Below are 22825 nucleotides of genomic sequence, written 5' to 3' on the forward strand. Positions count from 1 at the left end.
CGCGCCGCTTCCTCCGGCGCCCGCGCTGCCGCTCGCGCCTGCGCCGACGCTGCCGCTCGCGCTGCCGCCTACGCCGCCCGCACCGCCACTCGCGCTGCCGCCGACACTGCCGCTTGCGCTTCCGCTGGCACTGCCGCTTGCGCTGCCGCCGACACTGCCCCCGGCACTGCCACTTGCGCTGCCGCCGACACTGCCGCCCGCGCTCGCACCGACGCTGCCACCGGCACTGCCACTGGCGCTACCACCAGCGCCACCACTGGCGCTACCACCAGCGCTTGCCCCGGCACTGCCGCCGACGCTTCCACCCACGCTGCCGCCGACGCTGCCGCTGCCCGTGTCTCCCGCGGACACGCTGCCGCCGACACTGCCGCTGCCCGATGCACCGACGCTGCCCACCGAGCCGCTGCCCGTGGCGCCGACGCTGCCGCTACCCGTCGCGCCCGAGCCCGAAATGCCGGCCGCCCCGGTGCCGGTGACGGTGCCGCGCACGTCGAGCGGCGTCGCCGGGTCGGCCGCGAGCGCCGCGCTCAGCACCAACGGCGCGCACAGCGCGACCGACCAGGGCGCGAGCGCGCGCATCCTGAATGAGGAATTGCGAATCATGATGAAGGACTCCTTTCACTGCCATGCCGCGCAAGGCGGCTGTGAGTCCATCGTGCTTGCCCGACAGCAGCCCCTGCGTAGGACGCGCTCCCGCGGCGAAGAAAGCGATTCCGGCGCGCATGTAGGTCGCGCGCCGACGCGGGGCTTTCAGTAGCTGAGCGCGGTCGCCTTGCCGCGGAACACGCGGTACATGAAGACGGTGTAGCCGATCGTCATCGGCAGCGTGATGGCCACGCCGATCAGGATGAAGACGAGCGATTCGGTCGCGCTCGCCGCCTGCCAGATCGTCATGCGGTCGATCACGATGAACGGGTAGAGGCTGTACGCAAGACCGAAGAAGGCAAGGATGAAGACCGCGACCGTGCTCGCGAACACGACCCAGCCGTAGCCCGCGCGCACGATGCGCGGCTCGGCGATCACGTGCCACCCGACCATGAAGGCGACGGCCGAGGCGACCGGAATCGGCAGCAGCGCGAAGAATTGAGGCAGCACGAACCACTTGTCGAACACCGTGCGGCTCACGAGCGGCGTCGCGATCGAGATGCCCGCGAGCGCCGCGCCCATCGGCCAGAGGACTTTGCGGGCCCAGCGCACCGCCTTCGCCTGCAGCTCGTCGGACGTCTTGATGATGAGCCAGCCCGCGCCGAGCATCGCGTACGCGGTCGGGAGCGTGAGGGCGATGAAGGCATCGAACGCGAGCTGCCAGGCGCCGAGCTCGAAGCCGGTGAGGTAACTGCCGAGCATCCAGCCCTGCGCTATCGCCGCCGCGGCCGAGCCCACGGAGAAAAGGCGGTTCCACGCCGCCTTGTGCTCGTCGCGCGCCTTCACGCGAAAGTCGAACGCCACGCCGCGCAGCACGAGCCCGATGAGCATGATGGCCACCGGCAGGTAGAGCGCGCTCAGCACCACGCCGTGCGCGAGCGGAAAGGCGATGAGCAGCACGCCGATGCCGAGCACGAGCCAGGTCTCGTTCGCATCCCAGAACGGGCCGATGCTCGCCACCATCACGTCTTTCTCGGCGTCGGTCGCAAGGGGCAGCAGGAGTCCGACGCCCAGGTCGTAGCCGTCGAGGATGACGTAGGCAAGCAGCGCGAGTCCCATCACGGCCATGAAGACGAGCGGCAGTGCGGTCGGCAGGTCCATGTTCACGTTCCGCGTGCAACGGCGGCGGAATCGACGGGAAGGGGCTGCACAGGCGCGGGCTCGCCCGGATGTTCGGCCATGTACTTGAGCACGCCCACGTACGAGAGCAGCAGCATGACATAGAGCGCGAGGTACGCCGCGAGCGTCGCGGCCACCATCGCGGGCGGATGCCGCGCCACGACGTCCGCCGTCCGCAGCAGCCCGTAGACGACGAAGGGCTGGCGGCCGATTTCCGTCACGTACCAGCCCGCGAGCGTCGCGACCCAGCCCGAGAACGTCATCGCCGCGAGCGTGTGCAGCACGCGGCGTGGCAACGCGCGGCCGCCGCGCATGTGCCACGCCGACCACCAGGACACCAGCAGCATGAGCAATCCCATGCCGACCATCGCGCGAAAGGCGAAGAACACCGGCGCGACGGGCGGGTGCGCGCCCGCGAATCTGTCGAGGCCCTGGATCTCGGCATCGGCGTCATGCGCGAGGATGAGGCTGCCGGCTTTCGGCAGGCGCAGCGCGAAGCGCGTCGTGCCGGCTTCCTCGTCGGGCCAGCCGATGAGCGTGAGCGGCACGCCGCGCTCGGTCTGCCAGATCGCTTCCAGCGCCGCGATCTTCGCGGGCTGGTGGTGCAGCGTGTTCAGCCCGTGCATGTCGCCCGCCAGAATCTGCAGCGGGATCGCGACGGCGGCGGTGACGACGCCCGCGCGCAGCGCGCGGCGCGTGCCGCCGTTGGCCGTGCCCTTCAGCACCTGCCACGCGCTCAGGCCCGCGACGAGGAAGGCCGCGGTGAGCGTCGAAGCGAGGAGCTTGTGCACGAAGCGGTAGGGAAACGAGGGATTGAAGATCACGCCCCACCAGCTCGTCGCGTGGAAGCGGCCGTCGACGATCGTGTAGGCGGCGGGCGTCTGCATCCACGAGTCGAGCGCGAGAATCCAGAACGCCGAGAGCGTGGTGCCGAGCGCAACGAGGAAGGTCGCCACCAGATGCGTGCGCGCCGACACGCGCTGCCGCCCGAAGAGCATGATCGCGAGAAAGCTCGCTTCCAGGAAGAACGCGGTGAGCACCTCGTAGCCGAGAAGCGGCCCCGCGATGTTGCCCGCGTGTTCCATGAAGCCCGGCCAGTTGGTGCCGAACTGAAAGCTCATCGTGATGCCCGACACCACGCCGAGCGCGAAGGTGAGGGCGAATACCTTGGTCCAGAAGTACCACGCGTGTTCCCACTCGGACGCTTCGGGCGTGCCCTGCGCGCGCAGGTGCCGCACGCGAAAGAAGAGCAGGATCCACGCGAGCGCGATGGAGATGGAGGGAAACAGGATGTGAAAGCTCATGTTCGCCGCGAACTGCAGGCGTGACAGGAGCAGGGTGTCGGCCATCTCTCGGGAGATTGTGGCACGGCGCGCCGCGCCGCGCGCGCATGGCGGCGGCTCAGTCCTCGCGGACGTAGAAGCGGTGGTTCGGGTCCAGGCTGCGGAACGCGAAGTGGTTGCGCCGGTGGAAGTGGATGCCCGTGCGTCTCAGCGCCAGGCTGATCTGGTCGATGTCCTGCGCCGACCTGGCCTTGTCCGCGAGGGCGGGCCCGTCGACGAGCGCGCGGCCCCCCGGCGAGCCGAGCGGGACCTCGCACTCCACGATCAGGTAGGCGCTGTAGCAGCCCACGTGGCGACCCTGCCGGATCGTGACCGCGTGACGGTCGCACGCGGCCTCGACGGGCGTGCGCCGGGGCTCGGGGGTGGCGGCCACCTCGGCGCCGCGCCGCTCGCCTCGAACGTGAATCACGGCAGCTTGCGGCGGCGCGGCGCCGTCCTGCTCGGACGCGAGTGGATAGGAGCGGGATGCCGGCGTCAGGGTGGGCGCGTCCATGGAGTCCTCTGTGCGGATGAGGCGCCATTGTTCCACGAGTCCGCCTGCCGTCAGCGGCCGGGCGCCGCCCGGTTGCGGCTACTGCGGCAGCGCCGCCGAGATCGCTCCGATCATGCGCGACAACTCCGCTTCGAACGGCTCGATCAGCGCTTCGAGCGCCGGCATCGGCGTGTGTTCCCGCAGCGCCGCTTCCAGCCGCGCCGCGCGCGCCGTGAGCTCGACCGCGCCGATGTTGGCGGCCAGGCCCTTGGCCGTGTGAGCGATGCGCTCCGCCAGCAGGTCGTCCCGCGCGGCGAGCGCGGCGCGCAGCTGCCGCGAGCAGTCGCGCTGGCCGTCCACCCAGCGGCGCAGCATCGCGAGATAGAGCGCCTTCTTTCCCATCATCCGGCGCAGGCTGGACGCCGTGTCGAGACCTTCCACCACGGGCAGGCCGTCGGCATCCACGAGGGGCGCCTTCACGGCCGGCCGCCCGAGCGCGAGCCACTTCGCGAGCACGCGCTGCAGCTCGTTCGGCTCGATCGGCTTGGCGACGAAGTCGTCCATGCCGGCCGCGAGGCACCGTTCGCGGTCGCGCAGCAGCGCATTGGCCGTCATCGCGACCACCGGCAACTTCGCGCACGAGGGGAGCTTGCGCAGCTCCTGCGTCGCCGTGAGGCCGTCCATCACGGGCATCTGCATATCCATGAGGACGAGGTCGTAGCCGCCCGAGCGCAGCATGTCGAGCGCCTCCTGGCCGTTGGACGCGATCTCGCAGTCGATGCCCGCGTCCTTCAGCAGCTCGCGGCCGACGCTCTGGTTGATGTCGTTGTCCTCCACGAGCAGCACGCGCGCACCGCGCGGCGCCGAGCGCGGCGCATCCGGCAGGGGCGGCTGCGAATCGCGCGCGCCTTCGTCGGCCAGGCGCACGGGCACGCTGAAGCGAAACGTGCTGCCCCGGCCGGGTGTGCTTTCCACGCTCACGTCGCCTCCCATCAGTTCGGCGAGCTTCTTGCAGATCGCGAGTCCGAGGCCCGTGCCGCCGTAGCGGCGCGTGGTGGAGGAGTCCGCCTGCGAGAAGCTCTGGAAGAGCCGCTGCTGCTGCTGCTCGGTGAGGCCGATGCCGGTGTCCGTCACCGAGAAGCGCAGCATCACTTCGTCGTCGTCCGCGGCGCCCGCGCGCACCGCCACGACGACGCTGCCTTTTTCCGTGTATTTCACGGCGTTGTTCACGTAGTTGATGAGCACCTGGCGGATGCGAAGCGAGTCGCCGACGAGCCGCCGCGGCACGTCGTCGGCCACCTGGAAGTCGAGCTCGAGGCCCTTGGCCGCGGCCTTGTCCGCCATCGTCGCGCCGACTTGCGCGATGAGCCTGTCGAGGTTGAAGGCCTCCTCCTCGATCGCGAGCTTGCCGGCCTCGACCTTGGAGAAGTCGAGGATGTCGTTGATGATGCCGAGCAGGTGCTGGCCCGAGGCGTGCACCTTCTGGATGTAGTCGCGCTGCCGCGCGGGCAGCTCGCCCTTCAGCGCGAGGTGCGACAGGCCGATGATGGCATTCATCGGCGTGCGGATCTCGTGGCTCATGTTGGCGAGAAAGTCCGACTTCATGCGCGTCGCTTCCTGAGCGACGTCGCGCGCGCGTTCGAGCTCTTCTTGCTGAAGCTTGCGCTGGGTCACGTTGCGCCCCACGGCCAGGATGCCCATCACGCGCCCCTGGTGGTCGCGCAAGGGGCTGCGCAGGGAGTCGAGGAGCGCCATCGTTCCGTCCGGGTAGGTGACCCACTCCTCGCTGCGCACGCGCTCCATCGTGTCGATCACCTGGCGGTCGATCGCCTCGACGTTGCCGGCCAGCTCCGGGCTGCACACCTCGGCCAGGCGCTTGCCGACCACGTCCGCGGCGCTCACGCCGCTCAGCTTCGTGAACGCTTCGTTGCAGCCGAGGTAGCAGCCCTCGGCGTCCTTGTAGCTGATGACGTCCGGAATGGAGTTCACCACCGCCGCGAGCAGCGCCTGATGCCGGCGGCTCTCGTTGGCCGCGAGCAACTGCTCGGTCGTGTCCTGGTAGGAGAGGATGAAGAGCTCGCGGTCGCCGTCGTCGGCCATGCTGCCCATCACCTTCGCGTAGCGCATCTCGCCCGTCTTGCGCTTGAATCCGCTCTGGAAAGCCACCGGCAAGCCGGTGCGAAGCCATTCGGCCACGAGCGGCGCCACGGCTTCCTCGCAGAAGTGGCGATCGAAGTCGTTCATGGGCAGCCCCACGAGCTCCTCGCGCGCATAGCCCAGGTGGTCGCACGCGGCCCGGTTGGCAAAGGCGACGCAGCCGGTCGCCCGATCGATCCAGAGCATCGGCCCGCTCGTTTCCAGCACGAGCTGGTTGAACGCCGCCTTGCGGTCTTCCGCGATCTTCGGCGGCGCGTCCACGCACGCCGAAAGGCGCCTCACGGAGACGCGCAGCCTGGAATTCTCGGCCAGTGCCTCGCGCAGCTGCACGCGCAGCACCTCGGCCTCGCCGATCAGCATCTCGGCCGGCTGCGATTCGAGTTCGAGTTCGATGAGATCGACGTCCATGTTCGCTGAGACTCCCTTGCTGTGCTTCAGTGGACGCGGCTCGCGTGGTCCTTCGCGCGCGATTCGGCGGCGTGGGCCGCCACGAGGTCGCGCTCGGCCGCCGGCAGCCGGTCGAGGTCGACCAGCACGCGCATGCCGAGCCTGTCCCACTGGAACACCTTGCGCGCGCCTTCTTCCACGTGCAGGTCGTCGCGCAGCACGAAGGCGTCCACCGGTTCCGGGAAGCCCTTGAGCGCCACCGGGGCGAGCTGGTCGGCGGCGAATTCCTCGCGCACGAGCACCCAGGTCTCGCGCGAGATCAGGATGCCGCCGGGCTCCGCGGCCTGTTCCAGGCGCGCCGCCTTGTTCACTTCGGCGCCGATGATGGTGTAGTCCATGCGGTAGTCGCTGCCGAAGTTGCCGACGTCGCAGATGCCGGTGTTGATGCCGCAGCGGATCTCGAAGCATTTGTCCGAACCCATCTGGCGCCAGAGGCTTTGCAGCTCCGCCATGCGGCGCTGCATCGCGACTGCCATGCGCACGCACTGCAGCGCGTCTTCCTTCACGCCGCGGGTGGACGGGTCGCCGAAGAAGACGACCATCGCGTCGCCGATGAACTTGTCGAGCGTGCCGCCGTGCTCGGCGACGATCTTGGACATCTCGGAGAAGTAGCTGTTCAGCAGGAACGTGATTTCCTCCGGCTGCCAGCGCGTCGTGGAGGCGGTGAAGTCCTTGATGTCGGAGAAAAAGACGGTGAGGGGCTTTCTCTGCGTGTGCAGCTGCGCCTCGCGCGAGCCGTCGAAGAGCGACTGCACCACCTGCGGCGCGAGGTAGCGCCCGAGCTTTTCGGAAAGCGACCGCAGGTGGCGCGCGTTGATGCTGCGTTCCAGGTGCGTGTTGACGCGCGCGAGGAGCACGGGCGGGCTGATCGGCTTGGTGATGTAGTCCACGGCGCCGAGATCGAGGCCGAACTGCTCCTCCTCGATGCTCGCGAGCGCGGTGAGGAAGATGACCGGAATCTCCGATGTGGCGGGGCTCGCGCGCAGGCGCCGCAGGACTTCGTAGCCGTCCATGCCGGGCATCATGATGTCCAGAAGGATCAGGTCGGGCGGGGCTTCGCCCGCGGCCTCGTCGAGCGCGTGGGCGCCGTCCTCGGCCGTGACGACCTCGTACCTGTCTTCGAGCAGCGCCTGGATCAGGAACAGGTTGTCCGGCGTGTCGTCCACGGCGAGGATGCGGTGCCTGCGGACTGACGAATCTGCGGTGGTGCTGTTCATGCGTGCCTTTCGCTGGGGTGCTGTGATGAGACCATCCGGCTCATTTCGGCCCGTACGGAAAATGGCGCGCGGCCTTAGGGGCTTTTCTGCTGCGCTTTAGTTCTACCAGGACCATCGGGACTTCACGGGCCTTGCAGCGCAATGCCTGAAGCGAGATACTGTACGCATGACCAGTAGCGATCGCACATGACGCAGACTCGCATTCCGCTGCAGGCGATCAAGGGCCGCGGCGCGGCCGATCGGATGCCGCATCGGTTCTCGAGCGACTCGCGCGCCGCGTTCGACGACGGCTGGGATACGCTGCAGATCGAAGCCGCCGAACGGCACGATGCGCCACCGACCGAAGTCACGTGGGAAGACGCGAAGAGCATCGTCACGTCGAACGAATCGCCCGACGTCTACTTCGAACGTTCGATCAATCCCTACCGTGGATGCGAGCATGGTTGTGTCTACTGCTATGCCCGCCCCACCCACAGCTACCTCAACCTCTCGCCGGGCCTCGACTTCGAAACGAAGATCATCGCCAAGCGCAACATCGGCCCGCTGCTGCGCGGCGAACTCGCGCGGCGCGGCTACCAGCCGAAGCTGATCGCCATCGGCACGGCGACCGACTGCTACCAGCCCGTCGAACGCGAACTGCGCCTCACGCGCTCGGTGATCGAGCTGATGCACGAGACGAATCACGCGTTCAGCCTCGTCACCAAATCGAGCGGTGTCGAACGCGACCTCGACCTCATCGCGCCGATGGCGGCGAAGCATCTCGCGGCGGTCTACGTGACGATCACGACGCTCGACCCCGTGCTCGCGCGGCGGCTCGAACCGCGCGCGGCGGCGCCGCATCGAAGGCTGCGCGTGCTGAGGACGCTCGCGGAACACGGCGTGCCCTGCGGCGTGAGCCTCGCGCCGCAGATTCCCTTCCTCACCGAAGACATGGAGCAGGTGATGGAAGCCGCGTGGGAGGCCGGCGCGCGCAGCGCCTTCTATCACATGCTGCGCCTGCCCTGGGAAGTGGCGCCGCTTTTCAGGCAGTGGCTCGAACTGCACTACCCGCAACGCGCGGCCCGCGTGATGGGTCGCGTGCGCGACCTGCGCGGCGGCAAGGACTACGACAGCGACTTCGCCACGCGCATGAAAGGCTCGGGCATCTGGGCCGAGCTCTTCGCGCAGCGCTTTCGCAAGACGGTGGAGCGCCTCGGGTTCAACCAGGTGCGCGTGGAGCTGGACGAAACGCAGTTCCGCCCGCCCGCCATGCACGGGCAGGGCTCGCTCTTTTGAGGCACTTCTCTTATCCTCGCACGCATGCTGATCCAGGCACGTCCGGGCATGCAGGCGGTGAAGCTGGCAGCGGCGTGCGGCCTCTTCGCCTGGGCGCTCGGCTTCGCGCTCATGTTCCTCAGGCCGTGGACGCTGGTCGAACTGAAGCTCTTCGACCTGATGACGGTCGCGACCGCGCCGGGCAAGTCGTCGCTGCCCATCACCATCGTCGGCATCGACGAGGCGTCTTTCACGCAACTCGGCAAGCGCTGGCCCTGGCCGCGCGACATGCACGCGAAACTGCTCGATCGTCTGCACGCGGCGGGCGCGGGCGTGATCGCGTTCGACCTGCTGTTTCCTGAAACGAGCGCGCCGGCCGAAGACCAGGCCATGGCCGAAGCCATTCGCCGCGCGGGCAACGTCGTGCTCGCCTCGGACTACGCGTTCCACGAGACGGCGTCGATGCGCGAGTTCCTCCGAGTCGACCCGGTGCAGCCGTTCACGGAAGCGGGCGCGCTCTCGGGCCTCACGACGGTGGACCTGGACCAGGACGCCGTGATCCGCGCGATGCCGCGGGATGCGGAGGCCTTCTGGCGCCAGACGGTGCGCGCTCTCCTGAAGGCGCGGCCGGGGCTCGTGCCCGATCCTTATGTGCCGCCCGGCGCACTGATCCGCCATCTCGGGCCGGCGCGCACGTTTCCCTACGTGTCGTACTACCAGGTGTTGAACGGCGACCCCGCGATCCCGAAGGACTTCTTCGCAGACCAGATCGTGCTCGTCGGCAAGGACGTTCGCGCTTCGCTCGAGGCCACAGGCACGGGAGGCGACCTGCTCGCCACGCCGTTCCTCCTCGAGTCGAACCAGCTCACGCCGGGCGTCGAGGTGCAGGCGACGATCCTCGAGAACGCGCTCATGGGCCAGACGATCGTGCCTGCGAGCTTCGGGCGCAACGCGATGGTGATGACACTGGCGGTGCTCCTCGCGATCCCGGCGCTGCTCTACTGGCAGCCGCTGCGAAGCGGCGCGGCGATGCTCGTGCTCGGCGCGGCGCTCTCGGCGGTCACGGTGTGGCTCTTCAAGGATCACGGGCAATGGCAGTACGCCGGCACGCCGCTGGCCGCGCTGCTGGCGGGCTACCTCGCGACGGGCACGGGCTCGTATCTCACCGAAAAGCGCCGCGCGACGCAGATCCGGTCGGCCTTCAGCAAGTACGTGTCGAGCGATGTGGTGAACCGGATCATCTCCAGTCCGGAGAGTCTGAAGCTCGGAGGCGAGCGTCGCGAGCTCACGGTGCTCTTCACCGATCTCGCGGGCTTCACCACCGTGTCGGAAAAGCTCGCTCCCGAAGCGGTCGCGGAACTCGTCAACACTTACCTGAACGAAGTGACCGGCGTGATCATGAAGCACGGCGGCACGGTGGACAAATACGTGGGCGATGCGGCGATGGCGTTCTGGAACGCGCCGCTCGATGACCCGAAGCACGCGCTGCACGCGGTGCAGGCCGCGATCGAGATGCAGGAAGCGATGGACAAGCTGCAGCCGCGCTTCCGGGCGCTGGGCGTCGAGAAGCTCTCGATGCGCGTGGGGGTGCATTCAGGGCCGGCCATCGTCGGCAACATGGGATCGGACCTGCGCTTCGACTACACGGCGCTCGGCGACACGGTGAACCTCGCTTCGCGGCTCGAAGGCGCGAACAAGCACTACGGCACGCGCATCCTGCTGTCCGCGAGCACGGCGGCGGCCCTGTCGGGCGCGGTGCGCCTGAGGCAGGTCGATCGCATCCGCGTGAAGGGCAAGACGGTGGCGGTGGACGTGTTCACGCCCTGCGCCGACGCGAAGCTGGCCGCGGCAACCGACGAAGCGTGGAAGGCTTACGTGGCGGCCGACTGGGAAGCCGCCGAACGCGCGTGGGTGCGCGTGCAGGCGATCGCGCCGGACGACACGGTGGCCCGGGTATTTCTCGCGCGCATCGCGAAGCTCCTCACGCTGTCGCTCGCACTCGACTGGGACGCGGCGACGGCGCTGGAGTGAACGGCGTGCGCTACCTGGCCGCGAGTTCCGCGAGCCTTCTTTCCGTTTCCCTGGAGCGCAGCGACGCCTCATAGGCCGCGCGGCCCGAAGCTTCGTCCCATTCGCCGGCGGAGATCGCGTTGATGTGCGCCTTCATCGAGCGCACCGCCTGCGCCTCGCACAGCGCGATGCTGTCGCGGTACTCGGCGACACGCGTGAGCAGCGCTTCACGCTCGACCAGTTCGGTGAGAAAGCCCGTGCGGAGCAACTCTTCGCTTTCGAGCGTCATGCCGGTGAGAAAGATCTTCTTGGCGGCCGAACAGCCGAGCCGCGTGACGAAGCGCCTGAGGCCGCCGGGGTAGTAGTGCAGGCCGAATCGCGCGGCCGGCATGAAGAGCCTGCAGCCGCGCACACCGATGCGAAAGTCGCAGGCGAGCGCGAGGTCCGTGCCGCCGCCATACGCGCTGCCGTTCAATGCGCACAGCGTCGGAATCTCGAGCGACTCGATCGCATCGAGCATGTCCTCGAGCGAGCGGTCCAGGCGCGTGCCGATCTGCCCGAGCGTGTACCCGGAACAGAAAGTGCGTTCGCCTTCGGCCGTGAGGACGAGCAGGCGCACGGACGGCGTCGCGCGGATCGTCGCGATGTGATCCATGATCGCCGCGGGATCGTCCGGGTCGATGCGGTTGTGCTGGCCGGGCCGGCGCAGCGTGATCGTCGCGGCGTGCTCCGCGATCTCGAGATGGGGTGCGTGGCCGGAAGTCATGCGGCCATTCTCCGCGAATGCTGCGAGATGACGCCTTCCCGCGCGAGCCGGTCGAGATCGCCCCGGGCGTATCCGAAGTCCTGGAGCACCTCGTACGTATGCTCGCCGAGCACGGGCGGCGCGCTGCGGATCGACTCGCCCGTGCGTCCGTCGAGCGTGATCGGGCTGCCGACCTGGCGCAGGGTGCCGAGTTCCGCGTGCTCGACTTCCTCGACCAGCCGCGAATGGATCACCTGCCCGTCCGCGAAGACGTCGGCGAGGTTGTTGATCGGCCCGGCGGGGACGTCGGCTGCGAGCAGAAGCTCGGTCCACTCGGCGCGGGTACGCTGCTTCAGGCGCGCTTCGATCGCCGACTTCAGTTCCTGTCGCCGCTCGATGCGCTGCGCGTTGGTCGCGTAGCGCGGATCGTCCGCGATGTGCTGCAGGTCGAGCACGGCGCACACGCGCTTCCACATCTGCGACGTGGCGGGCGCGATGTTCAGCAGTCCGTCGGCGGTCTCGAATGCGCCATAGGGCGAGATGACCGGGTGCGTGTTGCCGGCGAGCCCCGGCACTTCGCCGAGACTCAGGTAGCGCTGCGCCTGCACGCTCATGAGCGCGACGAGCCCGGCGAGCAGCGACGTTTCCACGCGCCGCCCGCGCCCGCCGCTGCCGCGCTCGGCCAGCGCGGCGAGCACGCCGATCGCGCACCACATGCCCGCGGCCTGGTCGCCGATGGCGACGCCGACGCGCACCGGTCCCGTTTCGGGGCTTCCGGTCACGCTCATCAGGCCCGAGTAACCCTGCGCGATCTGATCGAAGCCCGGCCGCTCGCCCGCGGGCCCCGTGCTGCCGAAGCCCGTGACGCTCGCATAGATGAGCCGCGGATTCGCGGCCGCGAGCGCCTCGTAGCCGAGCCCCATGGCCTCCATCGCGCCGGGGCGGAAGTTCTCGACGACGACGTCGCAATCGCGCGCGAGCCCGCGCAGAAGCTCGAGGCCCCTCGCGTCGCGGAAGTTCACCGCGACGCCGCGCTTGTTCCGGTTGGCGCTCAGGAAGTAGGCGCTCGTGCCGCGGTCGAACGGGCCCCACTCGCGAATCATGTCGCCCCCGCTCGGCTCGACCTTCACGACGTCGGCGCCCAGGTCGCCGAGGATCATCGTGCAGAACGGTCCCGCCAGCGCACGGGTGAGATCGAGGACGCGCACGCCCGAAAGCGGCAGGGAAGCTGTCTCGCTCATGTTTTCTCCACTTGTCAGATCGGTCCGGCCAGTCTATATTGCATACAACGGAAATGCAACCGTTGTGCAAATCAGGAGCCCCATCAGGAGCCCCATCAGGAGACCTATCAGGAGACTTATGCGCCAGCCCAACATCCTCTTCGTCATGGCCGACCAGCTGTCGGCGCCCGTGCTGCCCATGCACGGCAACACCGCCGTGCGGGCGCCTCATTTGCAGGCGCTCGCGGCGCGCTCCACCGTGTTCGACAACGCGTACTGCAACTTCCCGCTGTGCGCCCCGGCGCGGTTCTCGCTGCTCGCGGGCCAGTTCGCCACGCGCATCGGCGCGTTCGACAACGCGTGCGAGTTCCAGGCCGCCACGCCGACGCTGCCCTACTACCTCGCGAAGGCGGGCTACCGCACCATCCTCGCGGGCAAGATGCATTTCGTGGGGCCCGACCAGAAGCACGGCTTCGAGGAGCGGCTCACGACCGACATCTATCCCGCCGACTTCGGCTGGGTCGCGGACTGGAAGGAAGGCGAGTTCAGCTTCTATTCGCCGGGCCACAACCTGAGCACGGTGGACGAAAGCGGCTCGTGCTTCAGGAGCCTGCAGCTCGACTACGACGAGGAGGTCGAGGCCAGGACGATCCAGCGCCTCTACGACCTCGCGCGCGACGACGACCGGCGGCCGTTCTTTCTCTGCGCGTCCTTCACGCATCCGCATCCGCCGTACCACATTCCGCCCGAATACCTCGAGCGCTATTCGCCCGAGGACATCAACCTGCCGCTCGTGGGCGACATGCCGATGGCCGAGCGCGACAAGCTGAGCCAATGGGTGCAGTACTCCCACGGCCTCGACAAGGCGGGCGCGACGGACGAGCAGATTCGCCGGGCGAGGCACGCCTACTACGCGATGGTGAGCTACATCGACGACAAGGTCGGGCGCCTGCTCGAAACGCTCGAGCGCGCGGGCTTCGACGACGACACGATCGTCGTCTTCACCTCCGACCACGGCGACATGCTGGGCGAACGCGGCATGTGGTTCAAGCGCGTCTTCTTCGACTGGTCGGCGAAGGTGCCGCTCATCGTGTTCGATCCGCGCGTGCGCAAGCCGCGCCGCATCGCGCAGCCCGTGTCGCACGTGGACCTGCTGCCCACGCTGGTGGACTACGCGACCGACGCAGCGCCGCCCGCATGGGTGGAGCCGGTCGATGGCCGCAGCCTCGTGCCCTTCGTCGCCACCGGCGACCGCGGCGGCAACGGCAGCGGCAACGGCGAGGGCGAGGGCGAAGCTTTCGTCGAGTACACGGCAGAGGGCGTGACGGGCCCGTGCTGCATGCTCAGAAGCGGCCGGTACAAGTACGTGTACACGCACGGCCACCCCGACCTGCTCTTCGACATGCAGGACGATCCGAACGAGCTCACGGACATTTCCCGGCGCGAGCCGCGCGTGCTCGAAGCGCTGAAGGCCCGCGTGCTCTCGCGATGGGATCCGGAGGCGATCACGCGGGAAGTCCTCGCGAGCCAGGCGCGCCGCAAGTTCATCAACTCGCTGCCCGACGGCATCCAGCCCGTGTGGGACTACCAGGCGAGCACCGACGACACGCGCCGGTTCGTTCGCCGCGGCAGCGCACGCGTGATCAAGGTGAAGAAGCGCTGGCCGCCTCTCGAGACCGCCGCCAAGTGAAAGGAATTGCGATGACCGACCTCATGACACCCGACACCGATCCGCACCGCCTCGCCCGCGCGATCAGCGGCTGCAACCTCGTGGCAGGGGAGCTGAAGCCTGCTCGCTGCGGGCGCACCTTCCCCGTCGTGAACCCCGCGACCGGCCGCGAGATCGGCCACGCGCCGCACAGCGACGCGTCCGACGTGGACGATGCCGTTGCCGCTGCGATGGGAGCGCAGGCCGCGTGGGCCGCGATGCCGGCGCGCAAGCGCGGCACGCTCCTGGCCGACTGCTCGCGCCTGCTCGCCGACCACGTGGAGGAACTGGGCCGCCTCGTCGCGCTCGAAACCGGCAAGGCGCTGCGCACGGAAAGCCGCGTCGAAGCGTCGGTCGTCGCCGACGCGCTGCAGTTCTACGGCGGCCTCGGCTCGGAGCTGAAGGGCGAGACGGTGCCCTTCCATCCGGACATGCTGAGCTTCACGCAGCGCGAGCCGATCGGCGTCGTGGGCGTGATCATTCCGTGGAACGCGCCCATGATGCTCATGGCGCTGAAGATCGCACCCGCGCTCGTGGCGGGCAACACGGTCGTCGTGAAGTCCGCGGAAGAAGCGCCGCTCGCGGTGCTGCGCGTGTGCGAGATCCTGAACCGCAAGCTTCCGCCCGGTGTGCTGAACATCGTGTCGGGCTATGGCCCCGACTGCGGCGCGCCGCTCGTGGCGCACCCCGGCGTCGGCAAGGTGACGTTCACGGGCTCGGTGGAAACGGGCCGCATCGTCGCGCGCACCGCGGGGCAGAAGCTGATCCCCGTCACGCTGGAGCTGGGCGGCAAGAGCCCGATGATCGTGATGGACGACGCCGATCTCGACCGCGCGGTCGCCGGCGCGGTGAGCGGCATGCGTTTCACCCGCCAGGGCCAGAGCTGCACCGCGGCAAGCCGCATCTACGTGCATCGCAGCATCCACGACGAGTTCGTGAGCCGGCTGAAGGCGCGCGTGGACGCGATGAAGATGGGCGATCCGCTCGACGAAGCGACCGACATCGGCACCATCATTTCGCGCGGGCAGCTCGAGCGCGTCCTCGGCTACATCGAGACCGGCCGCGCCGACCCCGAGGCGCGGGCGCACGAGTGCTCGCAGCTTCCTGCGGACGAGGCGCTGCGCGACGGGCTCTTCGTGCGGCCCGTCATCTTCACGGGGCTTGCCAACGGCTCGCGGCTCGCGCGCGAGGAGATCTTCGGCCCCGTCACCTGCGTCATCGCGTTTTCCACGTACGAAGAGGCGCTGGCGATGGCGAACGACAGCGACTACGGGCTGGCCGCGACGATCTGGACGCGCGAGCTGAAGACCGCGCTCGACGCGACGCGGCGGCTGAACGCCGGCTTCGTGCAGGTGAACCAGAACATCGTCGTGCAGCCCGGCCTTTCCTACGGCGGCGTGAAGCAGTCGGGCCTCGGCCGCGAGGCCTCGCTCGAGGCGATGCTCGATCACTTCACGCACAAGAAGACAGTGATCCTCAACATGACATGAGCCCCGCGCGGGCGCAACAAGGAGACAGACATGGCCGTCATCGGTTTCATCGGACTCGGCAACATGGGCTTTCCCATGGCATGCCGGTTGAAGGACGCGGGGCACGACGTGCGCGCGTTCGACGTGAGCGCGAATTCCATGGCGCGCGCGCGCGAAGCGGGACTCGCGCCGCGTGACTCCGTCGCGCGCGCGGTCGAAGGCGCCGAAGCCGTGATCACGATGCTGCCGAGCGGACGGCACGTGCTGGACGTGCTCACGGGAAGCGGGCTCGCGTTCGCACCCGGCACGCTCGTGATCGATTGCTCGACGATCGACGTCGCGTCCTGCGCGGCGTTGCACCGGGCGATGCAGTCGAGGGGCCTCGACACGCTGGATGCGCCGGTGTCGGGCGGGGTGGGAGGCGCGGCCGCGGGCACGCTCACCTTCATGGTGGGCGGGGCCGACGCCGCGTTCGCGCGCGCGCAGGACCTTCTTCGCGCCATGGGAAGGAACATCGTCCACGCGGGCGCGGCGGGCGCGGGGCAGGCCGCCAAGATCTGCAACAACATGCTCGCCGGCATCTCGATGCTCGCCGTGTCCGAAGCGCTGGTGCTCGCGAAGCGGCTGGGCCTCGATGCGAAGAAATTCTTCGAGATCGCATCGACCTCCTCGGGGCAGTGCTGGGCGCTCACGAGCTACGCGCCCGAACCGGGCCTCGTGCCGGCGTCGCCCGCCAATCGCGGCTACGAAGGCGGCTTTGCCTCCGAGCTGATGCTGAAGGACCTGCGCCTGGCCGAAGAGGCGGCCGTCGCGAGCCGCTCGACGGCGCTGCTCGGCGCGGCAGCGGCCTCGGTCTACGCGATGCATTGCGCGGCCGGGCGCGGCCGCCTCGACTTCTCTTCGATCATCCAGATGCTCGGCGCATCGAACAATTAGGAGACACATTCATGCAAAACCTCCGCCGCACATTGCGAAGCGGCTTCATCGCGCTGCTGCTCACCTGCACGGCCGCGTTCGCGCAGAAGGACGCGGGCAAGCTGATCGTGGGCTATCCGCCCGGTCAATCCGTGGACACCGTGGCGCGGCTCCTGGCCGATCGGCTGGGTCCGGCCATCGGCCGCACGCTCATCGTGGAGAACATGCCGGGGCAGTCCGGCAGTCTCGCGCTGGCCGCCGTCTCGCGCATGCCCGCCGACGGCAGCATCATGACGCTATCGGCTTCGGCCGCCGTCGCGGGCAATCCGTTTCTCTATCGCAACGTGCGCTACGACAGCGTGAAGGACTTCGAGCCGATCGGCCTCATCTACGACGCGCCGCTCGTGCTGATGGTGGGAAGCGCGCTGCCGATCCATTCGCTTGCGGAACTCGTCGCCTACGTGAAGGCCCATCCGGGCACCGTGAACTACTCGTCGCCCGGCAACGGCTCCGTGTCGCACCTGGCGATGTCGGAGCTCATGCGGCGCACCGGCATCGCGATGACGCACGTGCCGTATCAAGGCTCGGCCAAGTCGCTCACCGACCTCGCGGCGGGGCAGGTGCAGGTGTCGTTCGATGCCTATGCGGCCGCGCAACCCTTCCTCGCCGGGGGCCGGGTGCGTCCGATCGCCGTGAGTTCGGGCGATCGCATTTCCGCGCTGCCTTCGATCCCGACCGTGGCCGAGACCGTGGGCGACTTCGATCTGGTGCCGTGGGTGGGCCTGTTCGCGCCCGCCGGCACGCCGCAGGCCGTCGTCGACAAGACGAGCGAGGAGCTTTCGAAGATCGTGCGTTCGCGCGATTTCTCGCAGCGCATCGTCGCACTCGGCGGGCGGCCGCGCCCCGCGTCGGCGTCGGAATTCAAGGCGTTCGTGCGGCGCGAAGTCGAACGCTGGGCCGCGGTGATCAAGAGCTCCGGCGCGACGCTCGATTGAGGGCGCTCGTCCTGTATAAAGACCGGATGACGTCCGCGAAATCCAGCGCATCGGGCAAGCGCGAGCCGCAATCGCTCTCGGCCGAACAGGTGTGCGAGCGCATTCGCTCGGCGATCCTGCGCGGCGAATTGAAGCCGGGCGCGAAGCTCACCGAGCAGGATCTCGCGGCCGAATTCGAAGTGAGCCGCACGCCGGTGCGCGAAGCGATCCGCCAGCTCGAGGTGGAGCGGCTCGTGAGCCGCACGCCCTTCGTCGGCGTGACCGTGACGCGGCTGAGCCCGGAGGAGGTGATCGAGCTGCTCGACATCCGCGAGGTGCTCGAAGGCCTCGTCGCGCGCCTGGCCGCGGTGAACATGGACGCCGCGCATCTGCAGCGGCTCAAGAAGTCGCTGCAGCAGCTCGGCGCGAGCGCGAAGAAGGGCGACGTCGCGGGCTATCTCGATCATGCGCTCGCGTTTCGGCGAGTGCTGGTCGAATGCTGCCGCAGCGCGACGCTCGCGGAGTTCGTCCTCGCGATCGAAAACCGCCTCAGGCTCGCGGGCAGCCGCACGGCGATGCTGCCGGGCCGCATGGAAGCCGCGATCCGCGAACATGAAGCGCTGCTCGACGCGGTGGCGCGTCACGACGGCGAAGCAGCGGAACGCCTGAACCGCGAACGCATCCAGCACATCCGCGATGCGGTAGCGAAGTCGATCTCGTTTTCGATTCTTTAGCAGACGCGGGCTGTTTCTCCCTCTCCCTCTCCCTCCGGGAGAGGACCGGGGTGAGGGCATCGTCCGGCGCGCCCATCGCGCCCGAGCCGACTGCCCGCCGCCTCAAGTCCGGTACGCCGTCCCGCGTTCGCGTTCCAGCTTCCTCAGCAACCCCGGCCACTCCAGCCGGCCCACCTCCATGAACCCGCCCGGCCCGAGCATCCTGCGGCCTTGCGCCCGCGTGTGCGCGATCGTCGCGTCGGACAGTTCATGCAGCGCCACCCCGCCCGACTGCCCGTCGATCTGGAACCGGCACGCCGTCTCCAGCCGCAGCATCCAGCAGAAGGCTTCGCCGACCGTGCGCCCGACCGTGAGCGCGCCGTGGTTGCGCAGGATCAGCACGCGGCCCTCGGGGCCGAGATCGCGCACGAGCCGCTCGCGCTCGTCCTCGTCGAGGGCCGCGCCTTCGTAGTCGTGATAACCGAGGAAGTCCATCATCACGCAAGCCTTCTGGCTGAGCGGGCGCAGCCCCGCGGCCTGCATCGCGATCGCGTTGTTCGCGCGCGTGTGGCTGTGCATGACGCACACGAGGTCCGTCTGCGCCATGTGAATCGCGCTATGGATCACGAAGCCCGCGGGATTCAGGTGCGACGCATCGCCTTCGACGACGCGGCCTTCCAGGTCGACCTTCAGCAGCGCCGATGCGGTCATCTCGTCGAAGAACACGCCCAGGGGATTCACGAGGAAGTGATGCGCATCGCCCGGCAACGCCACGGAGATGTGCGTCGAAGCGAGGTCCGACATCCCGTAGAGATCGGTGAGCTGGTAGCAAGCCGCGAGCTCGCAGCGCAGCCGCCATTCGGCCTCGTCCATGCCCTCGGGTGCGTGAGGCGCGGCCAGCCGCGCGCCGTCGGAATTCATTTCTTGGCTTCCTTGCTGTGATTCGGCTCGGCGCCGAGCGACTGCGACATCGCGATCCAGCGCGCGAGATCGGCCTGCACGAAGGCGAGCGTCTCCGCCGGCGGCGAAGGCTGGATCACCAGGCCCAGTTCGCCCAGGCTCGCGCGGACGTCGGGCGCCGCGAGCGCCTGCGACAACGCGGCCGAGAGCGCGGAGATGACGTCGGGGGGCATGCCGGCCGGCCCCATGAGCGCGAACCAGTTGGAAATCGCGAGGCCGGGCATGCCTTGCTCGGTCACCGTCGGCACGTCGGGCAGCGATGCCAGGCGGGCGGACGAGGTCACGGCGAGCGCGCGGATCCGCCCGGCCTGCACCGGCTGCACGACGAGCGGCACCGTCATCGCGGTGACGCCGATGTCGCCGCGGATGAGATCGGTCATCACCTCGGGCTGGCCGCGATAGGGCACGTGCGTGAGCTTGACCTTCTGCTGCGCGTTCAGCAGTTCCATCGTGAAAAACGGCGTCGTCCCCGCGCCCGCGGAGCCGTAGTTCACCTGGCCCGGATGCGAGCGCGCGTAGGCCACGAGATCGGGCAGCGTCCGCACGGGCAGGGTGTTCGCCACGATGATCGCCTGCGGAATCGTGCCGATCATGCCGATGGCGCTGAAGGCGGTCTGCGGCTGGAACGATGGGATCGCGGAGCCGGGCGGCGCCATCGTGGTCGGCCCGCTCGCGACCACCAGCGTGTAGCCGTCCGGCGCGCTGCGCGCGACGGCCGAATACCCGATGCTGCCGGCCGCGCCGGTGCGGTTGTCGACGATGAAGTTCTGCTTGAACTGTTCCCCGAGGCGCTGCGCGAGCCGCCGCGCGATCACGTCCACGATGCCGCCCGGCGGGAACGCGGAGACGATCGTCACGGCACGATCGGGATACGTTCCCGCGATCGCGGGGGCGGCCGGCATCAGGCATGCGGATGCCAGCAGTGCGGCGGTCCACGCCACGGCCCGGCGCCGCGAGCCGGGGGAGATCTTGCGGTTTGCCTTGGTCATCGAACTCTCCTTCGAATACGCGTCATGTCTGCGCTTCCACGTCCGGCCAGCGGGCGGCAAGGCCCCGCGCGGCCTCGAATGCCGCCGCGGCGGCGAGAAGATCCGTTTCCCGGCGCAGCCGCCCCACCAGCTGCAGCCCGACCGGAAGGCCGTCGCGGCCCATGCCGCATGCAAGGGTGATGGCGGGATGGCCCGTCAGGTTGAACGGCATGGTCCAGGGAAACCAGTTCGAGCGGACTTCGTCGTGCAGCTGCCCGTCGATGTCGAGCCGGCCGAACAGGTCCTGTCCGATCGGAAGCGCCGTGCGCATGAGCGTGGGCACCGCGATGAAATCGCTGTCGCCGAGCAGGTTCTGCACGTGGCGAAAGAGTTGCGTGCGGGCGAAGTTCGCCTGCTGGTAGTCGACGGCGGTGTAGTCGCGCGCGAGTTCGAGCTGCTGCAGGAACGAGGGACTCATGCGGTCGCCGTGTTCTTCCGCCATCCGCCCGAAGCGGGCCTTCCAAACCGTGTGGTTCACGACGCGCCAAAGCGGCTCGATGTCGAAGTCCGACGCGGGCATCTCGGCGAGCTCGGCGCCGAGCGACTGCAGCAGTTCCATCGACGAGGCGAAAGACGACGCGACGTCGGACGCGATGGGCCGCCCCGGCGGCACGGTCGCAAAGAGGATGCGCTTGCCCTGCAGGCTTCGCGCGGATTGCGCCGCCGCGAGATAGTCTTCCGCGCGCGCGCCGGCCGACCATGGGTCGCACGCGTCCTCGCCGGCCATCGCCTGCAGCATGAGCGCCGTGTCGGCCACGACGCGCGAGATCGGCGTCACGTAGGTGAGGTTGCCGATCACGTCCTCGGCCTGCGAATGCGGCACGAGCCCGATCGACTGTTTCAGGCCCACGACGCCATTGCATGCGGCGGGGATGCGGGTCGAGCCGCCGCCGTCGGTCGCGACGCCGATCGGCGCGAGCCCGCTCGCCACCGCCACGGCGGCGCCGCCGCTGGAGCCGCCGCTCGTGCGCGTGGCGTCCCAGGCGTTGCGCGTGCGTCCGAAAAGCGGCGCGTCCGTGAGGCACTTGGAGCCGAACTCCGAAGTCGTCGTCTTGCCGATCAGGATCGCGCCGTGGCGGCGCAGCCGCTCGATCACCACGGCGTCCTGGGTGGGCACGTTGTCTTCGTAGAGGAGCGAGCCGAACGTCGTTCTCACGCCCTTCGTGTCGACCAGGTCCTTGCATGCGTAGGGGATGCCGTGCAGCAGGCCCGTGGCCTCGCCGCGCATGACGGCGCGTTCCGCTGCGGCGGCGTCGCGCATCGCCTCTTCCGGGCAAAGCGTGATGAAGCAGTTGAGCTTCGGCTGCAGGCGGCTCGCGCGTTGCAGCACCGCTCGCGTCACTTCGACGGGCGAGACCTCGCGCCGCGCGATCGCCTCGCGAAGCCGCACGGCCGGCCAGAAGCACAGTTCCTCGGACATTCCTCGCACACCTCGTTCGTCGGCGCGGGCCGCATCGGCCAGCTCGGTGCGAAGCGTGCCACCCGCGTGGCCGCGGGTCCAATACTCGTTCACAATCCGCGCATACCGGGATCGTATGGGCATGGACCTGAGGAGCTTGCGTTACTTCGTCGCCGTCGCCGAGGCCCGCGGTGTGGGCAAGGCCGCCGAAAGGCTGCACATGGCGCAGCCGCCGCTTTCGGTGCAGATTCGCAACCTCGAAGCGCAGGTGGGCACGCCGCTTTTCCTGCGCGAATCCACGGGCATGCGCCTGACCGACGCGGGCGCCGCGCTCTTCGCGCGCGCCCGCGAAGCACTGGCCCTCGCGAGCGATGGCGTCGAAGCGGCGCGCGCGGTGGGCGCGGGCCGGCGCGGCCGGCTGAGCGTGGGCTACATGTTTTCGCTGGGCTATGCGGTGCTGCCGCGGCTCGTGCCGCAACTGCGAAGCACGCTGCCGGAAGTGGAACTGCAGTTCGTCGAAATGAGTGCGGCGACGTACGAAGCGCAGATCGTCGATCACCACGTCGCGGTGGGCCTGTGCATGCCGCCGCTGCGGCGCGCGGACGTCGCGAGCACCGTGGTGGGGATGCAGCCGCTGCGGCTCGCGATGCCCTCGCGCGCGCCGCTCGCGCGTCTCGCGGCCGTTCCGATGCAGCGGCTGCAGGGCGAGCGCCTGATCGCGCTGCCGATACTGAAGGAAGAGGCCGACCGATCGATGGTCGCGGGACTCCTCAGGCGCCATCAGGTGACGATGCAGGTGGTGGAGCGCGTGGAGACGGTGCACGCCGCGCTCGCGCTCGTGCTCGCGGGCGAGGGCTATGCGCTGGTGCCGGTGTGCGCGGCCATCGGAGCGCCGCCGGGGCTCGTCTTTCGCAGGCTCGCCGGCGTGGCCGAAGGGTTCGAGGTGGCGGTGTGCCGCCGGCTCGATCTGGACAGCCCGTTCGTCGAGCCCTTCATCGAGGCGGCGCGCGCGGCGATGCAGTGAGGCGCT

The 22825-nt window shown here is 69.0% G+C and carries 19 protein-coding genes; 8 read left to right on the top strand and 11 right to left on the bottom strand.

All coding sequences use genetic code 11. The annotated features are described in order from the left end of the window. The 6 genes from VHA82_RS17655 to VHA82_RS17680 all read right to left on the bottom strand — a co-directional run. Nucleotides 1-603 (bottom strand): hypothetical protein (locus VHA82_RS17655; protein WP_325546162.1); only part of this gene is annotated, 603 nt, incomplete at its 3' end. 147 nt (nt 604-750) lie between these two features. Then, nucleotides 751-1746, bottom strand: a complete 996-nt coding sequence (locus VHA82_RS17660) for a cytochrome d ubiquinol oxidase subunit II (RefSeq protein WP_325546164.1) — start codon at nt 1744-1746, stop codon at nt 751-753. 2 nt (nt 1747-1748) lie between these two features. Next, nucleotides 1749-3113 carry a cytochrome ubiquinol oxidase subunit I gene (locus VHA82_RS17665; RefSeq protein WP_325546166.1) on the bottom strand — a complete coding sequence of 455 codons (1365 nt, stop codon included), beginning with the start codon at nt 3111-3113 and terminating at the stop codon, nt 1749-1751. Nucleotides 3114-3165: 52 nt separating this feature from the next. Further along, nucleotides 3166-3600, bottom strand: a complete 435-nt coding sequence (locus VHA82_RS17670) for a hypothetical protein (RefSeq protein WP_325546168.1) — start codon at nt 3598-3600, stop codon at nt 3166-3168. A gap of 78 nt (nt 3601-3678) precedes the next feature. After that, nucleotides 3679-6144, bottom strand: a complete 2466-nt coding sequence (locus VHA82_RS17675; protein WP_325546170.1) for a PAS domain-containing hybrid sensor histidine kinase/response regulator — start codon at nt 6142-6144, stop codon at nt 3679-3681. A gap of 26 nt (nt 6145-6170) precedes the next feature. Then, complete coding sequence (locus tag VHA82_RS17680; protein ID WP_325546172.1) at nt 6171-7400, bottom strand: adenylate/guanylate cyclase domain-containing protein; 1230 nt, start codon at nt 7398-7400, stop codon at nt 6171-6173. Between the two features lie 186 nt (nt 7401-7586). Here VHA82_RS17680 and VHA82_RS17685 point away from each other — a divergent pair, with 186 nt between their 5' ends. Together VHA82_RS17685 and VHA82_RS17690 are read left to right on the top strand one after the other, a co-directional pair. Then, a complete protein-coding gene (locus VHA82_RS17685) occupies nt 7587-8675 on the top strand; it encodes a PA0069 family radical SAM protein (RefSeq protein ID WP_325546174.1) in 1089 nt (362 codons plus the stop codon). A 24-nt stretch (nt 8676-8699) separates the two neighbouring features. Then, complete coding sequence (locus VHA82_RS17690) at nt 8700-10685, top strand: adenylate/guanylate cyclase domain-containing protein (protein ID WP_325546176.1); 1986 nt, start codon at nt 8700-8702, stop codon at nt 10683-10685. Between the two features lie 10 nt (nt 10686-10695). Here VHA82_RS17690 and VHA82_RS17695 read toward each other — a convergent pair whose 3' ends face one another. Together VHA82_RS17695 and VHA82_RS17700 are read right to left on the bottom strand one after the other, a co-directional pair. Beyond that, the gene (locus VHA82_RS17695; protein WP_325546178.1) at nt 10696-11430 is read right to left on the bottom strand and encodes an enoyl-CoA hydratase/isomerase family protein; all 735 of its coding nucleotides are present in this window, start codon (nt 11428-11430) and stop codon (nt 10696-10698) included. Next, a complete protein-coding gene (locus tag VHA82_RS17700) occupies nt 11427-12650 on the bottom strand; it encodes a CoA transferase (protein ID WP_325546180.1) in 1224 nt (407 codons plus the stop codon). Before VHA82_RS17700 ends, VHA82_RS17695 begins: the two co-directional genes overlap by 4 nt. A gap of 118 nt (nt 12651-12768) precedes the next feature. Here VHA82_RS17700 and betC point away from each other — a divergent pair, with 118 nt between their 5' ends. Genes betC through VHA82_RS17725 form a run of 5 tightly spaced genes read left to right on the top strand, consistent with a single transcriptional unit; the run spans nt 12769 to nt 18429 of the window. Further along, nucleotides 12769-14319 carry a choline-sulfatase gene (betC, locus tag VHA82_RS17705; protein WP_325546183.1) on the top strand — a complete coding sequence of 517 codons (1551 nt, stop codon included), beginning with the start codon at nt 12769-12771 and terminating at the stop codon, nt 14317-14319. An 11-nt stretch (nt 14320-14330) separates the two neighbouring features. Continuing rightward, complete coding sequence (locus tag VHA82_RS17710) at nt 14331-15827, top strand: aldehyde dehydrogenase family protein (RefSeq protein ID WP_325546185.1); 1497 nt, start codon at nt 14331-14333, stop codon at nt 15825-15827. 30 nt (nt 15828-15857) lie between these two features. After that, a complete protein-coding gene (gene mmsB / locus VHA82_RS17715; protein ID WP_325546187.1) occupies nt 15858-16742 on the top strand; it encodes a 3-hydroxyisobutyrate dehydrogenase in 885 nt (294 codons plus the stop codon). 11 nt (nt 16743-16753) lie between these two features. Then, nucleotides 16754-17716 carry a tripartite tricarboxylate transporter substrate binding protein gene (locus tag VHA82_RS17720; RefSeq protein ID WP_325546189.1) on the top strand — a complete coding sequence of 321 codons (963 nt, stop codon included), beginning with the start codon at nt 16754-16756 and terminating at the stop codon, nt 17714-17716. Nucleotides 17717-17742: 26 nt separating this feature from the next. Continuing rightward, nucleotides 17743-18429, top strand: a complete 687-nt coding sequence (locus tag VHA82_RS17725; RefSeq protein WP_325546191.1) for a GntR family transcriptional regulator — start codon at nt 17743-17745, stop codon at nt 18427-18429. Between the two features lie 102 nt (nt 18430-18531). Here the strand turns inward: VHA82_RS17725 and VHA82_RS17730 are convergent, their stop codons facing one another. The 3 genes from VHA82_RS17730 to VHA82_RS17740 are packed head-to-tail and all read right to left on the bottom strand — an operon-like array spanning nt 18532 to nt 21816. Further along, on the bottom strand, nt 18532-19329 hold the full coding sequence (locus tag VHA82_RS17730; RefSeq protein WP_325546193.1) for a class II aldolase/adducin family protein: 798 nt from the start codon (nt 19327-19329) through the stop codon (nt 18532-18534). Then, complete coding sequence (locus VHA82_RS17735) at nt 19326-20357, bottom strand: tripartite tricarboxylate transporter substrate binding protein (RefSeq protein ID WP_325546195.1); 1032 nt, start codon at nt 20355-20357, stop codon at nt 19326-19328. The genes VHA82_RS17730 and VHA82_RS17735 overlap by 4 nt, the downstream gene beginning before the upstream one ends. 22 nt (nt 20358-20379) lie before the next feature. Beyond that, nucleotides 20380-21816: an amidase gene (locus VHA82_RS17740; protein ID WP_325546197.1), complete on the bottom strand. Its 1437-nt coding sequence runs from the start codon at nt 21814-21816 to the stop codon at nt 20380-20382. 121 nt (nt 21817-21937) lie between these two features. Here VHA82_RS17740 and VHA82_RS17745 point away from each other — a divergent pair, with 121 nt between their 5' ends. Beyond that, nucleotides 21938-22819: a LysR family transcriptional regulator gene (locus tag VHA82_RS17745; protein WP_325546199.1), complete on the top strand. Its 882-nt coding sequence runs from the start codon at nt 21938-21940 to the stop codon at nt 22817-22819. Nucleotides 22820-22825: the final 6 nt, after the last annotated feature.

This window comes from Ramlibacter sp., assembly GCF_035548915.1.
Taxonomy (GTDB): domain Bacteria; phylum Pseudomonadota; class Gammaproteobacteria; order Burkholderiales; family Burkholderiaceae_C; genus Ramlibacter.

Coding starts and splice junctions, on each gene's coding strand:
- VHA82_RS17660 (WP_325546164.1), bottom strand. CDS start 1,746: ATGGACCTGCCGACCGCACTGCCGCTCGTCTTCATGGCCGTGATGGGA.
- VHA82_RS17675 (WP_325546170.1), bottom strand. CDS start 6,144: ATGGACGTCGATCTCATCGAACTCGAACTCGAATCGCAGCCGGCCGAG.
- VHA82_RS17680 (WP_325546172.1), bottom strand. CDS start 7,400: ATGAACAGCACCACCGCAGATTCGTCAGTCCGCAGGCACCGCATCCTC.
- VHA82_RS17700 (WP_325546180.1), bottom strand. CDS start 12,650: ATGAGCGAGACAGCTTCCCTGCCGCTTTCGGGCGTGCGCGTCCTCGAT.
- VHA82_RS17735 (WP_325546195.1), bottom strand. CDS start 20,357: ATGACCAAGGCAAACCGCAAGATCTCCCCCGGCTCGCGGCGCCGGGCC.
- VHA82_RS17690 (WP_325546176.1), top strand. CDS start 8,700: ATGCTGATCCAGGCACGTCCGGGCATGCAGGCGGTGAAGCTGGCAGCG.
- VHA82_RS17745 (WP_325546199.1), top strand. CDS start 21,938: ATGGACCTGAGGAGCTTGCGTTACTTCGTCGCCGTCGCCGAGGCCCGC.
- VHA82_RS17670 (WP_325546168.1), bottom strand. CDS start 3,600: ATGGACGCGCCCACCCTGACGCCGGCATCCCGCTCCTATCCACTCGCG.
- VHA82_RS17720 (WP_325546189.1), top strand. CDS start 16,754: ATGCAAAACCTCCGCCGCACATTGCGAAGCGGCTTCATCGCGCTGCTG.
- VHA82_RS17725 (WP_325546191.1), top strand. CDS start 17,743: ATGACGTCCGCGAAATCCAGCGCATCGGGCAAGCGCGAGCCGCAATCG.
- betC (WP_325546183.1), top strand. CDS start 12,769: ATGCGCCAGCCCAACATCCTCTTCGTCATGGCCGACCAGCTGTCGGCG.
- mmsB (WP_325546187.1), top strand. CDS start 15,858: ATGGCCGTCATCGGTTTCATCGGACTCGGCAACATGGGCTTTCCCATG.
- VHA82_RS17695 (WP_325546178.1), bottom strand. CDS start 11,430: ATGACTTCCGGCCACGCACCCCATCTCGAGATCGCGGAGCACGCCGCG.
- VHA82_RS17730 (WP_325546193.1), bottom strand. CDS start 19,329: ATGAATTCCGACGGCGCGCGGCTGGCCGCGCCTCACGCACCCGAGGGC.
- VHA82_RS17740 (WP_325546197.1), bottom strand. CDS start 21,816: ATGTCCGAGGAACTGTGCTTCTGGCCGGCCGTGCGGCTTCGCGAGGCG.
- VHA82_RS17685 (WP_325546174.1), top strand. CDS start 7,587: ATGACGCAGACTCGCATTCCGCTGCAGGCGATCAAGGGCCGCGGCGCG.
- VHA82_RS17665 (WP_325546166.1), bottom strand. CDS start 3,113: ATGGCCGACACCCTGCTCCTGTCACGCCTGCAGTTCGCGGCGAACATG.
- VHA82_RS17710 (WP_325546185.1), top strand. CDS start 14,331: ATGACCGACCTCATGACACCCGACACCGATCCGCACCGCCTCGCCCGC.